Below are 16,219 nucleotides of genomic sequence, written 5' to 3'. Positions count from 1 at the left end.
CCCCTTACTTTTCTTTTAGTCGTCTCCACCATTCCGTATTGTTTTCATACCATTCCACCGTTTCTTTTAACCCTTGTTCAAACGTATACTTCGGTTCCCAATCAAACTCATTCTTCATCTTTTGTGCATCAATCGCATAACGACGATCGTGACCTAAACGGTCTGTAACAAATTCAATATCTTTTTTCGTTTTTCCCAATAGATTAATAATTTGTTCCACAACATCTACATTTGTTTTTTCGTTATTTCCGCCTATATTATATACTTCTCCTAAACGCCCCTTATGCAAAACAACATCAATCGCGCTACAATGATCCGTTACATGTAACCAATCTCTTACATTTAATCCATCACCATATAACGGTAGTTTTTTTCCTTCCAGCGCATTCGTAACCATTAATGGAATTAACTTCTCAGGATATTGATACGGCCCATAGTTATTGGAACAACGCGTCACTATGACTGGTAATTGATATGTTTTATAATAAGATAAAGCTATCATGTCAGCGCTCGCCTTACTGGAAGAGTATGGACTATTTGGAGCTAACGGGGTTTCCTCGGTAAACTTCCCTGTTTTCCCTAAAGACCCGTACACTTCATCTGTTGATACTTGCACGAGTTTAATATGTGGATATTTTTTCACTAACTCTAATAAGGTGACTGTCCCGATTACATTCGTATCATAAAAAGGAATAGGATTTTCAATGCTACGATCCACATGTGATTCCGCTGCAAAATTTACAATTATTTGCACGTCACGTTCATTAATAATATGCTCCAGCAGCTCTCCATTTTGGATTTTTCCCTTTATGAATGAATAGTTAGGATTGTCTTGAATTGACTTTACATTATTTAAATTCCCGCTATATGTTAATGCATCGTAATTAATAATTCTATATGTTTCATAGTTTTTTAACATATAGTGAATGAAATTACTTCCAATAAATCCTGCTCCACCTGTTACTAGTATATTCATAAACAACTCTCCTACTTAAAAACTATCTTCATATCCCTGAAGTAATGGTAATATGCGGTCCTTATCAGACAAAATAGGGTTTGTTACCGGCCATGGAATTGCTAGTTCTTTATCTTCCCAAAGCAAACCTGAATCATGCTCAGCACTATAATACTCATCTACTTTATACATAACAATTGTATGAGGTACAAGCGTACAAAAACCATGAGCAAATCCTTTTGGCACTAATAATTGCCGGTGATTATCCGCGCTTAAAATATAACCTTTCCATTGTTTAAAGGTTGGTGAATCTTTTCTTAAATCTACGATAACATCATAAATTGCCCCTTGAACAACTTGAATGAGTTTCGTTTGTGCTTTCGGTTTTTTCTGGAAGTGTAGTCCTCGAATCGTTCCTGCTTTAGTTGAATAAGATACGTTATCCTGTACAAATGAATCCGTAATTCCTAATGTTTCTAGCACCCTCTTATTATAACTTTCTATAAAGAAACCTCGATCGTCTTCAAATAACTTTGGTTCTAACAATTTCGCATCGGTAAAATTTGTGTCTACAACTTTCATATTCTCACCTATTCTCCATTAAACTGTTTCCCAAAGTTTATATCCCGCGCTAACGTATTCGCCCTTTGAAGAGAAGCATGAGTTCCTGCATCCGTCCACCAGCCGCTCATTTCATTATAAGTAAGTACCCCTCGTTTTAAATACCAATTATTTATATCCGTAATTTCAAGTTCTCCCCTTGCGGAAGGTTTTAATTCTTTTATATAAGAAAAGACTTTCGAATCATACAAATAAATTCCTGTAACAGCATAAGAACTTTTCGGTTTCTTCGGCTTTTCTTCAATTTCAATTATTTTTCGGTTTTGAATATGTGCCACACCAAATCTTTCGGGATCTTCTACAGATTGAAGCAGCACTTTAGCACCTTCTTTTTGATTTGTGAATTCTTCAACATATGGACGAATATCATCTGAAAAGATATTATCTCCTAATATAACTACCATACGATTATTCCCGATGAAATCCTCACAAAGCCCTAACGCTTGCGCAATTCCGCCTGCCTTATCTTGCACACGATACGTAAAGGACACACCAAATTCGTGACCACTTCCTAAAAAGCTAACAACATCTCCCATATGCTCTTTACCTGTAATAATCATAATATCTGTAATCTCACATTGTTTCAGTTTATATACTGCATGATAAATCATCGGATACCGCCCAACGGGAAGTAGATGTTTATTCGTTACTTTCGTTATTGGATATAGTCTCGATCCAGTTCCGCCCGCTAAAATAATCCCTTTCATTATGCATCTCTCCCTTATGATGGAGATAGTACATCTTTATAATGTTCCATATACTTACTCTGTTCCATCTCAATCATATGTTATATGCACACAAAACTTTCCATTTTTTTATATTGTTCCATATAATTAAAGTTTCTTTTCAAGCATACAAATATCTATGTCATTTTCTCATTAATTTTTACCTATTATATAACGAGAGATTTACGGAGGTGAATTGATGTCCAATCATAATGATTCAAACAGCTTAAATCCAGTTGACTCTTTATCTTCCAGCACATCTGATCCTGCATTTCCACAATTTTCTTTGACACCTGAACCGACTGGGCCATCTGGTACTACCGGACCGATTGGTGCCACTGGACAGACTGGCAACACTGGGCCGACTGGCGATACTGGACCAATCGGTAACACTGGACCGATTGGCGATACTGGACCGACTGGCAACACTGGACCATCTGGCACTACCGGACAGACTGGTGCTACTGGACAGACTGGCAACACTGGGCCGACTGGCGATACTGGGCCGACTGGTGCTACTGGACCAATCGGCGATACTGGACCATCTGGTACTACCGGACCGACTGGTGCTACTGGACCAATCGGCGATACTGGACCATCTGGTACTACCGGACCGACTGGTGCTACTGGACCAATCGGCGATACCGGACCGACTGGTGCTACTGGACCAATCGGCGATACTGGGCCGACTGGTGCTACTGGACCAATCGGCGATACCGGACCGACTGGTGCTACTGGACCAATCGGCGATACTGGACCGACTGGTGCTACTGGACCAATCGGCGATACTGGACCATCTGGTACTACCGGACCGACTGGTGCTACTGGACCATCTAGATTAGGACTTCCAGCAGGATTGTACGCATTTAACTCCGCTGCGAGTAGCATCAACGTTGAGATTAACACGCCTGTACCATTTAATACCGCTGGGTCACAGCTCGGTACAGCGATTACTCAATTAGATAGCGATACTTTCACCATACACCAAAGTGGATTATATAAAATTACTGTTATCGTATATACCGCAACATCAGGTTTACTCGGTGGCATTGAAATTCAAGTAAATGGCCTAGCAGTACCAGGTGCTGCAAGAAACTTAGTTTCACTTGGAACACCTATCGTTATCCAAGCGATTATACAAATTACAACAGCTCCAGTATCAGTTGAAGTAATTGGTATAGAGGCGGTATTATCACTAGCTGTTGGTACAGGGGCATCAATTGTTATTGAAAAAATTGCATAATTGTTTCCTTAGCAGTAAAACTGGTATCAGTTTTACTGCTTTCGCAATTTTATAGATAACATCCCAACCTCATTCTAAATGCGGATGTACATCTTCCCTATAACTTGAATATAATTACAAAAGAGATATTCCTTCCTATTATGTATGACTTTCCATTAATAGTGGAATAAATGTATGAACAGTCTACTTGCATATTATTTTTTTGCAATCACGTCATCATCACACTTACTAGGCGATAGAAAGGAATACATACCGTGAAAGATACGAACTCTCAATATCAAATAGACTACATACTAATCTTTATTTTATTTGCCATTGGGACTGTTAGCTGCTTTGCTATTGCAAGTGCACAAGCTTCTTTACCACCATTTTTACAAAACATAAATTTTGCATTAAAACAAATTCAATGGTATGTCATTGGATTTGTGGCAATTGGTGTTATTATGATTATTGATTTCGATCGATATAAACAAATTGCTTGGTATTTGTATAGCTTTGCCCTCATACTTCTTATTGGTCTAGAGCTTCAAGTTCCAGGTGCCGTTACGATTAAAGGGGCTACCGCATGGTATATACTTCCAGGCATCGGAAACTTTCAACCTTCTGAAATTATGAAATTATTTTTAATTATCATCATTGGACGAATTATAGCAAATCATAATGAAAAGTACTTTTTCCGGACAACCCGTGAAGATTTTATTTTACTTGGAAAAATATTCGCAGCTAGTTTACCTCCACTACTTTTAATCGCAAAAGAACCTGATTTAGGAAACACTATGGTAATCTCCGCGATGCTTGCAGCAATGATTTTAGTTTCTGGTATACGTTGGCGCCTTATCCTCGGATTAACCTCCGTCATTTTCGTCACAGGCTCTACCTTAATATATATTTATTTCACTCATACAGAGTTCTTTAAAGAGCATATTCTAAAAGAGTATCAATTAAACCGCTTCTATGGCTGGATATCTCCTTACGAATATGACGCACAAGGATACCAATTAAGACAGGCATTTTTAGCTACCGGTTCAGGAGAAATGCAAGGAAAAGGATGGGAAAATGGACAAGTATATTTTCCAGAGCCACATACAGATTTTATTTTCACAAATGTCGCTGAACAATTCGGTTTTTTAGGAGCAAGTGTTATTATTTCACTTTTTTTCTTACTCATTTACCGAATGATCCATATCGCTTTAGAAAGCAATGAACCTTTCGGTAGTTATATTTGCGCTGGTACAATCGGAATGTTCACCTTCCAAGTATTCCAAAATATTGGGATGACAATCGGTTTACTCCCTATTACAGGAATAACATTACCTCTTATGAGCTATGGCGGGAGTTCACTACTCACATACATGATTGCTATTGGATTTATTTTAAACGTACGTTCAAGAACACAAATCTTTATGTTTAAATGAACCATATCGGAAAACCGGTATGTTTTTTTCTATATTCATTTTAGATATACTAATGAAAAGATGAACTGGAGGTTTACATATGAAGTATGACATTATAGGTGATATTCACGGATGCTTCCAAGAGTTTCAAGATTTAACAACGAAACTAGGATACAGCTGGGCTAGTGGTCTCCCTATACATAATGCCAAACGAAAGCTGGCGTTCGTTGGTGATATTACAGACCGAGGCCCTCATTCATTACGTATGATTGAAATCGTATGGGAGCTCGTAATAAATAGAAAAGAAGCTTATTATGCGCCTGGGAATCACTGTAATAAACTGTATCGTTTTTTCCTTGGGCGTAATGTTTCAATCGCTCATGGACTCGAAACAACTGTTGCCGAATATGAAGCATTACCTTCTAATAAACAACAAATCATAAAAGAAAAGTTCATTACGCTTTACGAGCAGTCCCCCTTGTATCACATACTGGATAACAAGAAATTAATCGTATGCCATGCTGGCATTCGTCAGGATTACATAGAAAGAAATGATAAAAAAGTGCAAACATTTGTATTATATGGTGATATTACAGGAGAAAAGCATCCTGACGGCTCACCTGTACGCCGAGATTGGGCGAAAGAGTATAAGGGGGAAACATGGATTATATATGGACATACACCTGTCAACGAGCCTCGCTTTGTGAATCATACAATCAATATTGATACCGGCGCTGTATTTGGCGGCAAACTAACTGGACTTCGTTATCCTGAAATGGAGACCATTTCCGTCCCTTCTTCCCTACCTTTTGTCATTGAGAAGTTCCGCCCAATTTCATAATTACATTTACCTTTGTACAATTCATTCCGAGTACGTATAAAGAAGGATTTCTAGGCGAATTCCTCGTTAAAAATCGGTCATACAGTAAAAAAAGATGCTATGAAGTGCATCTTTTTTTTACTATGCGGCATATACTGTCGCAGGAGGTGACGGAATGAAGAAAAAACGATCTAAACAAACAAGAAATTTCTCTCCTTTATATCATCCCATATATGGAATTAACAACTGGTGTAGCATACGAGCCGCGGCTATTGAGGAAATAGAAGAACGAGAGGAAATAAAAACAGGGAAAACGAGAGGAACATATATTTCTTTAGAACATGCTGTTATGAGACGAATTATAGATAACAGAAAAATAAAGGCACTACAAAAAAAGAAACGCCTTTCTCATAACAATGAGCCTATACTTGAGTCAAAGAATTTACAGGAGAATATAAACAAAGAAGTTCCTGAAACAATTAAAGAAAAAATCCACGCTGAAATTCCTAAAGTAATTAAAGAAAAGGTCCAAGCTGAAATTCCTAAAGCAATTAAAGAAAAAGCCCAAGCTGAAATTCCTAAAGCAATTAAAGAAAAGGTCCAAGCTGAAATTCCTAAAGCAATTAAAGAAAAAGCCCAAGCTGAAATTCCCACCAATATTATACAGCAAGTAACAAAAATAAAAGAGGGATTAACTTTAACCAATGAAATAAAAAAAGAGGATTCTACTATCACTCAGCCCCCTATACTTTCACCTACTCCTGCTGAGAATGAAAAAGTAGCCAGATACGCATATAAGGAGGGCCTTCACTCTACGGCTGACGGGATAGCCTCACATGCAGAAGGATTTCTTACTCATACAGAGGGTTCCTTTTCTCATGCAGAAGGTTCAAAAACAAAGGCAACTGGACATAGTTCGCATAGTGAAGGAAGTGAAACGACAGCAGGCGGCCCTTATTCTCACGCGGAAGGAAATCATACAATTGCTTTCGGCGAAGCAGCACATGCAGAAGGAACCGCAACTATCGCTAACGGATTCTCATCTCATGCGGAAGGAAATCATACATCAACAGCTAATTTTGCAGGCAGCCATATTATGGGGAAATTTGGTACAGCAGAAGAAGCTTATTCCTGGTTTATTGCAAATGGGACAAATGACACTGATTATAATATAGGTGCCAAATGGCTTGCCCATAACGGAGAAATGTATATCGATGGTGCTTCTTACAATGCAGGTGGTACTGATTTTGCACAAATGTTTGAGGCAGCAGACCATAGCCCTATTGATGTCGGTTATTTCATTACATTTAGTAACGAAGAAAAAATTCGAAAAGCTACTTCAAATGATACATTCATATTAGGCATATCTAGCGCTACTCCTGCTCTCATAGGAAATAGCGGTGCTTTAAGTTGGCAAAAACGCTATAAAACAGACCGCTTCGGAAAACGTCAATATACGCGTACGGATACGCAAGAAATACAACCTCTTTTAAATACAGAATGGAATCCAGCTTGTAAGTATCTATCAAGAAGAGACCGTACTGAGTGGCTTCCTGTCGGATTAATTGGACAAATGTTAGTACGTGATGACGGTACTTGCGAAACACACGGATATTGTCGTCCAAATGATGACGGCATTGCTACAAAAGCTGAAAGTGGCTTTTTCGTTATAAAGCGTACTGGTGAACATCAAATTTTAATATTATTCCGCTAAAAAAAGGGAACAAAATTCTTTTTATGATAAGAATTTTGTTCCCTTTTAATTGTTATGTAAAGCGTATTGCATATCCTCTGGGATACTTACGGTAAAAGTCATTCCCTTTTCTAAAATAGGATGATAAAACGTCAAAGATGTACTATGAAGCGCTTGACGTTTTATCACATCTCTTCGGCCGCCGTATAAATCATCCCCAAGTAGCGGATGTCCTATATATGCCATATGTACACGAATTTGATGTGTTCTTCCCGTCTCGAGCTCAAGCGCTACATGCATCTTATCTGAATAACTCTCCATCACTCTAAAATGAGTAACAGCTCTTTGACCATCTTCACAGACAGTTCGCTCGATAATACTATCCGCTTTTCGTCCGATTGGCGCGTCAATCGTTCCTACTTCTTCTAAAATAGTCCCATGAACGATTGCCTCATACGTTCGTTTCACCCCTTTTTGTTGATGCTGCTTCGATAAAAGGTGGTGAACGAATCTATTTTTCGCAATTAACATAAGCCCTGAAGTATCACGGTCTAACCTCGTCACAATGTGCACCGTGCTTGCAAGATTTTGTTTATCATAATGATGTAAAAGAGCGTTTGCAACACTTCCTGACGGGTGCTCCCTAGACGGAATTGTCGACATATTTGCTTCTTTATTTATAACAAGAACCGCGTCATCTTCATATACGATACATAAAGGGATCTCTTCCACTTCCATCCCTTCACTTCTTTCCTCCACTGGAAAAAAGACTTGTAACTCTTCACCAGCTTGTAACTTGTGACGAACACTCGTGTGTTGACCGTTTACTTCAATTGCTCCCCCGCGGAACTTTATATCCGTTAAAGCAGCTTTCGAAATCCCTTTTGTTTTCAAAAATTCTCTAACTAAAGTTCCTTCTTCAGCCAGCCCTATATCCCATTTCAATGTAAATCTGTTCAAATATATAAACCCTCTCTATTTATCTGCAACAAACGAGTCACGAACACGTTTCCAGAATGGGAACGGACGGAAACGAACAAATCGTACTTTCTCGTTTGCAACGCGATACTGAATTGATTTCACATCTTGGTGAACCATCGTCAAATGATCCACCGTAATTTGCAAGTTCATTCCTGCAGCCGGCTTTAAAACGCATGTATGATGCTTCGGCAGCACGAGCGGCGAACCTACCGTACGAAATACACGATTGTTGATAGATGCCATTTCTGCAATTTGAATCGCTTCAATAGAAGGGTGAATAATTGCTCCGCCAAGCGCCTTATTATACGCGGTACTTCCTGAAGGAGTAGAAATACAAAGACCATCTCCGCGAAACGTTTCGAAATACTCTCCGCGTATTTCCACTTCTGTTACTAATGTACCTTCTGCACTTTTTACAGTCGCTTCATTCATCGCCAAATACTGCGACTCTTTACTACCATTCACATAGCGAATAATTACTTCTAAAAGTGGATATTCAACCACTTGGAACGGTGTTTTAGCGATTGCAATCACCAACTTCTCTACTTCCGTTGGTAACCAATCTGCATAGAAACCTAAATGTCCTGTATGTACACCAACAAATGCGGTTTCATCTAATCGATTATAGTAACGATGGAATGCATATAAAAGCGTTCCATCTCCGCCAACAGAAATTACAATATCAGGTTCCTTTTCATCCATTGTAAACCCAAAATCTAGCAAGTATTCTTTCATCGTACTTGCTAGTGTATCTGATGATTGATCACCCTTTGACATAATTGTAAATTTCATCGCCCAACACCCTTTAGTTTATGATTCAGAATCTTTCGTTTCCTGCTTTCGTGAAAAGACCTTTTGCGCTTCTTGAATTTCAAGACGAATGGAAGACATTTCTTCATCTAATAAAAACGCCGCTTCCGCTGCACGTTGTAAGCGTATTTTAATATCTTCAGGAAAACGTCCACTATATTTGTAATTTAAAGAATGCTCAATCGTTGCCCAAAAATTCATTGCTAACGTGCGAATTTGAATTTCCACTAACACTTTTTTTTCTCCCTGTATCGTTTGAACAGGATAACTAATGACAACGTGGTAAGAGCGATAGCCGCTATCTTTCTTTTGCGTTACATAATCACGTTCTTCCACAATTTCAAAATCATTTCGTTTTCGAAGATATTCTACAACAGGCTTAATCTCATCAACAAATTGACACATCATTCGAAGGCCCGCGATGTCCTGCATATCTTCTCTAATTCGGTCTAGCGGTACATTTCTCTTCTCCGCTTTATCAATAATACTTGCAACCGACTTTACCCTTCCTGTTACAAACTCAATTGGAGAATGCTCCGTTAACATTGCAAATTGAGTACGCATTCCTTTTAGTTTCACTTTCAGCTCCGCCACCGCTTGGTGATAAGGCGCTAAAAATTCTTCCCAATTACGATTCATTTCAACCACCACCAAAATCAATCCATTTGCTTATAGAAACACTTTTTCTACAGCAGTTACTAGTTCTTCTCCGTAATTTGCATTACCTTCAATATTTTCAACTAAATATTCAACTTCTTCTTTTAATCCTTCTAATTCTATTTCAACATCATTCACGCGAATAAACATCGCTGTATCTTTATTCATCGCTTCATGCATTGCTTCCCAGCATGTATGCGGAATACTTACATAAATGAAAGATGATTCATTTTCTAAGATATATAAAAATGATAAATTGTCTGAGTCTACAAGTACGTGATTACGCGCACTTAACTCCTTTACCTCTATTTCAGTATTTTCCGCACAAAAAATAAGCGCATTCTCTCTCATTTCTACGCTCTTAACTTGAATTTTATTTTGCATTCTCAAACTCCTCCATCTCAACTTCCTGTCTTACTTAACAGTATTATTGTATCATAACATGGACGCAAACAAATAAAACATTGAACCAAATTTGCGAAAAAGCGATAATGTGGAAAGAATTATTTTTCAAAAGGAGCGCATAAAATGACACAAGAAATTGAAATTGAATTTAAAAATATGGTTACAGAGGAAGAATTCCAAACATTATGCAAATCTTTTTCTATTGAAGCATTTACAAAACAAGTGAATCACTACTTTGAAACACCTCACTTCTCTTTAAAAGATGCAGGCTCTGCACTTCGTATTCGTCATAAAGATGGAACTTATACATTAACATTAAAACAACCTGCTGAAATTGGTTTATTAGAAACTCATCAGTCTGTAACAGAAAAAGAAGCAAAACTTATGATGGAAACAAACGCACTCATTGAAGGAACTGTAATGGATCAGCTACACAAATTACAAATTCCCGTTTCCTCTTTAACTTATATGGGTAGTTTAACAACAGAAAGAGCTGAAATATTATTTGAAGGCGGAACGCTTGTCTTTGATCATAGTTTCTATTACAATCACGATGATTATGAAATTGAATACGAAGTGCAAGATGAAAAGACCGGTAAAGCAGCATTTATAAGGTTATTAAAGCAACATAACGTACCAGTTCGTCATACAAACAACAAAGTAAAACGCTTTTTCCTTGCCAAACAAAACGAAGAGCGCTAAAGTAAAATTTCCATCAGTGCAGAAGTGATTTACTGGTGGCTATGTTTCACCTTTTTGGAAAGTGCAGATTTATTAGCAACATATAGAATAAGCAAAGAATGTTATGAAGGCTGTTTAGTTGCCCTTCATAACATTCCATTGCTACAATAGATATACATTTCATGGAAAAAGGAGTTTATAAAGGATGAGCAAGCAACCGATGACACCATTTGAAGCAATTGGCGGTGAACAATGCATTGCAACATTAGTGGATACATTTTATTCCTATGTCAGTGAACACCCTGACTTATCTCCGATCTTCCCGGATGATTTAACAGAAACTGCTAGGAAGCAGAAACAATTTTTAACACAATATTTAGGTGGTCCTAATTTATACACTGAAGAACATGGGCATCCTATGCTAAGAGCACGCCATCTTCCGTTTGAGATTACTCCAAAACGCGCAGAAGCTTGGCTATCATGTATGGAGCAAGCAATGGATGATACAGGAGTGCACGGTCATATAAGAGAGTTTGTTTTTGAACGTTTAGCATTAACTGCTCAACATATGGTCAATACTCCAAATGAAACAGGTGAAGTGTAATGGATAAGCAGGAAGCAAAGCATATAAATATGCCTTCTCCTTCCACATGCGAGCATAAATCTGTAGAAGCATATTTATTTATTGATCCACTTTGTAAAGATTGCTGGGATATCGAGCCATTTATTATTAAACTATGGCTTGAGTATGGGAAATACTTCTCTATTCGTCATATCGTAACAGGAAAAGTGGACGGAGCAAACGCTTCCTCACACAAATGGAATAAACCTGCTAATATTCGATTTGTGTGGGAAAAAACAACAAGTTTACAAGGGTTTTCATGTGATGGAAAAGTACATATGCAAGAGGCATCGTCAACACCATATTTAGTTTCGATGGCAATTAAGGCGGCGGAGTTGCAAGGCCGAAAAGCAGGTTCGAAATTTTTGCGAAAACTCCAAGAATACATTCTTCTTGAAAATGTATCAAACCCTGACTGTGAATTATTGTTGACATGCGCTAAAGATAGTGGCATTGATGTAGAGGAATTTAAAAAAGACCTACACTCAGTTAGCGCAAAAAAAGCTTTCCAATGCGACCTAAAATTCACAAATGAGATGCATATTACAGAAATACCTTCCCTCCTATTTTTTCATGCAAATTCAGATGAGGAAGGTATTAAAATCGCGGGAATTTATTCCTATGATGTATACGTACAGCTATTAAAAGAACTTGTAAAATGCGAGATTGAGCCAGAGCCATTACCTCCTTTAGAAGTATTACTAGAAGCAACACAATTTATTTCTTCAAAGGAAATCTCATTTATATATGACTGCCCTCAACAAGAAATAGAGCGTGAACTAAAGAAATTACAACTAAAACGAAAAGTACAAATGATTGAAGTGAAGTGCGAGCGTTATTGGAAATGGATAGCAAAAGAAAAAGACCTGGTGTAAACACCAGGTCTTCTTCTTTACGGCTTATAAAAATATTAAAGGGGATGGGAGAAATTTTCACGTTCAAACAAAGGGGTATATGTTTGTATGTGAATTCGTTCACGCTTATTATATTACAAGATTCGACGTCAGATGACAACCCCTTTTGTCGAATTTCACACTTTTGTCACATTCTAAACGTTTTCATTCTTGAATAAGCTATAAAAAAAGCAATTTAGGAGGTTTCCTTATGAAAAAGTCTCATATATTTCTTATCTTTCTATGTGTTATTGTTTCTTTTTTCTTGTATATCCTCTCTCTATTACAAGCTTTTCCTAAAATTATTGCCTTCCCTCTTTTATTCGGAGTTATCGTCATCGCTGTCTCTTATTTCAACTATAGAAAACGATTTAAAGGATTTTAACTACAAAAATAAGTCGTAAAAATTCCTTCTCATATAGAAAAAGTAAAGAAAATCACCTTAATTATTCGACAAATATCGACATCGTGTACTTTTGAGAAAATGTTCCAAACAAAAAAGACGAGGATAAAATCCCTCGTCTTTTCTCATTATTTCTCTTCAAACAATAGTGCTTCTAATTCATTTAACTTCTCTTCAAATACTTGTAATGCTTCTTTTACAGGTTCTGGCGATGCCATATCTACTCCTGCTTTTTTCAACACTTCAATTGGGTAATCAGAGCTTCCAGCTTTTAAGAATTCGTTAATGTAACGTTCTACTGCTGGTTGTCCCTCTTCTAAAATTTGTTTTGACAAAGCTGTCGCTGCACTAAATCCTGTTGCGTATTGATATACGTAATAGTTGTAATAGAAGTGCGGAATACGAGACCATTCTAAACCGATTTCTTTATCAATTACTAAAGCGTCCCCGAAATATTTCTTATTTAAATCGTAGTAAATCTCCGTTAACATATCTGGCGTAACAGCATGTCCTTCTTGTACTTTTTTATGAATGATATGCTCGAACTCTGCAAACATTGTTTGACGGAATACAGTACCACGGAATCCTTCTAAATAGTGATTTAATAAATATAGACGCTCTTTCTTATCTTCTGTCGTCTTCAATAAGTAATCATTTAGAAGCGCTTCATTACAAGTTGAAGCTACTTCTGCAACGAAGATTGAATAATCACCATATACGTGCGGTTGTGTCTTCCTTGTATAGTAACTATGCACTGAATGACCAAACTCATGAGCAAGTGTAAATAAATTATTTACATTATCATGCCAGTTCATTAAAATATATGGATTTGTTCCGTATGCACCAGATGAATATGCTCCGCTTCGTTTTCCTTTATTCTCGTATACATCTACCCAGCGATTTTCATATGCTTCTTTTAAAATTTCAACATATTCATCACCAAGTACATTTAAAGATTTCAATAACATTTCTTGCGCTTCTTCATACTTCACATTCATTTTCACTTCTGGTACAAGTGGTGTATATAAATCGTACATATGAAGCTCATCAAGACCTAGGGCACGCTTACGAATATCAATGTATCGATGTAGTAAGTGTAAATTATCATTTACCGATTCAATAAGTTGATCATACACCGCCTCAGGAATATTATTATTACTTAATGCAGCTTGACGTGCAGAATCGTATTTACGAACGCGTGCATTGAAATTATTACGTTTCACAGCCCCGCTTAGCGTACTTGCAAATGTGTTCTTATATGTTCCGTATGTTTCATATACAGCTTTGAATGCATCTTCACGCACACGACGATCATCACTTTCTAAAAACTGAATGTAACGACCATGTGTTATTTCTACCTCTTCTCCATCCTCACCTTTAATAGATGGGAATTTCAAATCCGCATTATTCAACATACCGAATGTATTACTTGATGCACTCATCACTTCAGATGCTTCTGCTAATAACGCTTCTTCTGCCTCAGATAATACGTGCGGACGTTGACGTGTAATTTCTTCTAATGCATGCTCATATACACTTAGTTCTCGATTTTCTTGTAAGAAAGTTTGCAATGTATCTTCTGAAATAGATAAAATTTCAGGTACGATATAAGCTGTGCTACTAGATACTTGTGAGTATAAATTTGTTGCGCGATCATTTAATGCTTGATACACAGAGTTTGTTGTATCTTGATCGTAACGCATATGTGCATATGTATATAGCTTACCTAATCGCATTGAAATTTCATCTTCATATTGCAATGCCTCAAGCAAATTGTCTGCAGAGTCGCCAAGCTTTCCTTTAAATTCAGTTAACTTTGGCAATAGCTCTTTAATAGCTTGGAATTCTTTTTCCCATTCTGCATCTGTTTGGAAAATATCTTCTAATCGCCATGTGTTTGCTTCTTCAATCTCATTACGATTTGGCAATGATTTCACTGTATTTTGTTCAGCCATTCTTTAAGCCCTCCTTATAATATCTCTACTTAAGTACAATTCGATTTTTCTTATGTAATTCCTTCACGATCAGTCTTTATTATATCCCCTTTTCCCTCTCTCATGTTGTACTTTGTCTCAAATAGAGATAGTGCATGCGCTAAGCAAATTTCATCATATTTCATAATTTCTTCCTCTGTTTTTAACAACATAATATCTCTTATTTTTCGATACTTATTAATACCTACTTTTATTAATACACCTACACAACATAAAAATGTCATATACTCTGCAACTGCTACCTTCCATATATGTTGTGCAAAATACGGAAGTAGACGCCTCTTCGTATACTTCGCCACATAGTTACATACGTTTTGCAGAGAAATATACTCCCCTACCTTAAGCATACCTATACACTTCATATAAAGAGAAGCTTGCCATATAAATGGATTTGTTTGAAAAGCAAATGAGGATGGGAGCGGAACACCGATTTCAGAAGGAAAACTCGCTGGGGTACATTTATATTGATATAAGAGGTGGAGTAGTGACTTATGATTATAATTCCAGATAGATAGAGCGTTTTGCCGAAAATGGTTCTTTTTTCTCTTCCATTCTTGTCCTAATAACTCTTTCCGGAAAGGAACGGGAGAAAAGAGCATGTCAACAGTAGTCGTATCGGTTGGTAAATAAATAGTATGTGAGAAAGAAACATTTGTAGAAAACGGAGTGATAAATGCGCATTTCATAAACGATTTTTGTTTCGGACAAAAGAAAATAAGAAATGGCTGAGGATAAGGTTGTAAGGAGAACGCCATAAGGGCGGAGAATGTCATCCAATATGCGGATTGCTTTTTCAACTGATTTCCACCGATTATCCAGATGACTTGTATACTAGCTTGCCAATACGAATATGTTCGCTTATAAAGCTGCTCTACGGAAAGATTTGCACATTGATATTCAATCGCAATTTTTCTATCCGCTCTCTCTACGTAAATATCTGGCCGTTGCTGGATTACCGGCAGATAATGCTCTATATCTACATGAAAATCTTGACGTTTTAACCAGCTATATAACAATTCTTTACCGTGCATATGATACATAGATTCTGCTTCATAAAAGGTAAGACATGAATCCACTTTCTTATGAGCAAAATGCCAGCTCTTCTGTTTTCCTAATTTCATTTGCACTTCTTTTCCGCAAGCTGTACAAAAGAATTTTTCTCGTTTACGCATTTCGCGTAAAAGCTCTTCATCCCGGTTATATAATAGATGAATTTTTTCTCCGTTTTCTCTCCTTGCAATAAACATCACAATCACACCCTTTCAACTCCTTGTATTCTACAATTTACTACAAATTCCTTTCAAAAAAAGAGATGTCCTAAA

The 16,219-nt window shown here is 37.2% G+C and carries 16 protein-coding genes and 2 pseudogenes; 9 read left to right on the top strand and 9 right to left on the bottom strand.

All coding sequences use genetic code 11. From position 1 onward, the window contains the following. Positions 1–4 precede the first annotated feature (4 nt). Genes rfbB through EXW56_RS06135 form a run of 3 tightly spaced genes read right to left on the bottom strand, consistent with a single transcriptional unit; the run spans position 5 to position 2,283 of the window. The gene (gene rfbB / locus EXW56_RS06145) at positions 5–976 is read right to left on the bottom strand and encodes a dTDP-glucose 4,6-dehydratase (protein WP_070138930.1); all 972 of its coding nucleotides are present in this window, start codon (positions 974–976) and stop codon (positions 5–7) included. 15 nt (positions 977–991) lie between these two features. After that, positions 992–1,537, bottom strand: coding sequence for a dTDP-4-dehydrorhamnose 3,5-epimerase (gene rfbC, locus EXW56_RS06140; protein ID WP_215597309.1), 546 nt, complete (start codon positions 1,535–1,537; stop codon positions 992–994). An 8-nt stretch (positions 1,538–1,545) separates the two neighbouring features. Further along, positions 1,546–2,283 (bottom strand): sugar phosphate nucleotidyltransferase, encoded by a 738-nt coding sequence (locus EXW56_RS06135; protein ID WP_002201364.1) that lies wholly within the window; start codon positions 2,281–2,283, stop codon positions 1,546–1,548. A gap of 217 nt (positions 2,284–2,500) precedes the next feature. Here EXW56_RS06135 and EXW56_RS06130 point away from each other — a divergent pair, with 217 nt between their 5' ends. The 5 genes and pseudogenes from EXW56_RS06130 to EXW56_RS06115 all read left to right on the top strand — a co-directional run. After that, positions 2,501–3,544, top strand: coding sequence for a BclA C-terminal domain-containing protein (locus tag EXW56_RS06130; protein WP_215597308.1), 1,044 nt, complete (start codon positions 2,501–2,503; stop codon positions 3,542–3,544). A 254-nt stretch (positions 3,545–3,798) separates the two neighbouring features. Then, entirely contained in the window at positions 3,799–4,959 is a 1,161-nt protein-coding gene (locus EXW56_RS06125; protein ID WP_002201367.1) for an FtsW/RodA/SpoVE family cell cycle protein, read from the top strand. Positions 4,960–5,038: 79 nt separating this feature from the next. Continuing rightward, positions 5,039–5,779 carry a bis(5'-nucleosyl)-tetraphosphatase PrpE gene (gene prpE, locus EXW56_RS06120; RefSeq protein ID WP_002201368.1) on the top strand — a complete coding sequence of 247 codons (741 nt, stop codon included), beginning with the start codon at positions 5,039–5,041 and terminating at the stop codon, positions 5,777–5,779. A 154-nt stretch (positions 5,780–5,933) separates the two neighbouring features. Further along, positions 5,934–6,215, top strand: a pseudogene (locus EXW56_RS28055) (peptidase G2 autoproteolytic cleavage domain-containing protein); the annotation flags it as partial. Between the two features lie 144 nt (positions 6,216–6,359). Beyond that, positions 6,360–7,472, top strand: a pseudogene (locus EXW56_RS06115) (peptidase G2 autoproteolytic cleavage domain-containing protein); the annotation flags it as partial. 45 nt (positions 7,473–7,517) lie between these two features. On the opposite strand, the gene EXW56_RS06110 reads toward EXW56_RS06115, so the two are convergent. Genes EXW56_RS06110 through EXW56_RS06095 form a run of 4 tightly spaced genes read right to left on the bottom strand, consistent with a single transcriptional unit; the run spans position 7,518 to position 10,283 of the window. Further along, positions 7,518–8,411 (bottom strand): RluA family pseudouridine synthase, encoded by an 894-nt coding sequence (locus tag EXW56_RS06110; protein WP_215597307.1) that lies wholly within the window; start codon positions 8,409–8,411, stop codon positions 7,518–7,520. Between the two features lie 15 nt (positions 8,412–8,426). After that, a complete protein-coding gene (locus tag EXW56_RS06105; RefSeq protein ID WP_000673196.1) occupies positions 8,427–9,224 on the bottom strand; it encodes an NAD kinase in 798 nt (265 codons plus the stop codon). Positions 9,225–9,242: 18 nt separating this feature from the next. Then, the gene (locus EXW56_RS06100) at positions 9,243–9,881 is read right to left on the bottom strand and encodes a GTP diphosphokinase (protein WP_002201371.1); all 639 of its coding nucleotides are present in this window, start codon (positions 9,879–9,881) and stop codon (positions 9,243–9,245) included. A gap of 30 nt (positions 9,882–9,911) precedes the next feature. After that, entirely contained in the window at positions 9,912–10,283 is a 372-nt protein-coding gene (locus tag EXW56_RS06095) for a UPF0738 family protein (RefSeq protein ID WP_002149812.1), read from the bottom strand. A 144-nt stretch (positions 10,284–10,427) separates the two neighbouring features. Here EXW56_RS06095 and EXW56_RS06090 point away from each other — a divergent pair, with 144 nt between their 5' ends. The 4 genes from EXW56_RS06090 (at position 10,428) to EXW56_RS06075 (ending at position 12,885) form a co-directional block, all read left to right on the top strand. After that, the gene (locus tag EXW56_RS06090) at positions 10,428–11,006 is read left to right on the top strand and encodes a CYTH domain-containing protein (protein ID WP_215597306.1); all 579 of its coding nucleotides are present in this window, start codon (positions 10,428–10,430) and stop codon (positions 11,004–11,006) included. A gap of 184 nt (positions 11,007–11,190) precedes the next feature. Next, positions 11,191–11,589 (top strand): globin domain-containing protein, encoded by a 399-nt coding sequence (locus EXW56_RS06085; protein ID WP_000043388.1) that lies wholly within the window; start codon positions 11,191–11,193, stop codon positions 11,587–11,589. Continuing rightward, on the top strand, positions 11,589–12,482 hold the full coding sequence (locus EXW56_RS06080) for a ClpXP adapter SpxH family protein (RefSeq protein WP_002158882.1): 894 nt from the start codon (positions 11,589–11,591) through the stop codon (positions 12,480–12,482). The genes EXW56_RS06085 and EXW56_RS06080 overlap by 1 nt, the downstream gene beginning before the upstream one ends. A gap of 229 nt (positions 12,483–12,711) precedes the next feature. Further along, positions 12,712–12,885 carry a hypothetical protein gene (locus tag EXW56_RS06075; RefSeq protein WP_000748141.1) on the top strand — a complete coding sequence of 58 codons (174 nt, stop codon included), beginning with the start codon at positions 12,712–12,714 and terminating at the stop codon, positions 12,883–12,885. Positions 12,886–13,031: 146 nt separating this feature from the next. Here EXW56_RS06075 and pepF read toward each other — a convergent pair whose 3' ends face one another. Together pepF and EXW56_RS06065 are read right to left on the bottom strand one after the other, a co-directional pair. Next, on the bottom strand, positions 13,032–14,858 hold the full coding sequence (gene pepF / locus EXW56_RS06070) for an oligoendopeptidase F (protein WP_002201373.1): 1,827 nt from the start codon (positions 14,856–14,858) through the stop codon (positions 13,032–13,034). A 50-nt stretch (positions 14,859–14,908) separates the two neighbouring features. Then, positions 14,909–16,144 carry a competence protein CoiA gene (locus tag EXW56_RS06065; protein ID WP_215597567.1) on the bottom strand — a complete coding sequence of 412 codons (1,236 nt, stop codon included), beginning with the start codon at positions 16,142–16,144 and terminating at the stop codon, positions 14,909–14,911. Between the last annotated feature and the right edge of the window lie 75 nt (positions 16,145–16,219).

It is taken from the genome of Bacillus mycoides (assembly GCF_018742245.1).
GTDB classification, from domain to species: Bacteria; Bacillota; Bacilli; order Bacillales; family Bacillaceae_G; genus Bacillus_A; species Bacillus_A cereus_U.
This window is presented reverse-complemented; position numbering and strand designations above follow the sequence as displayed.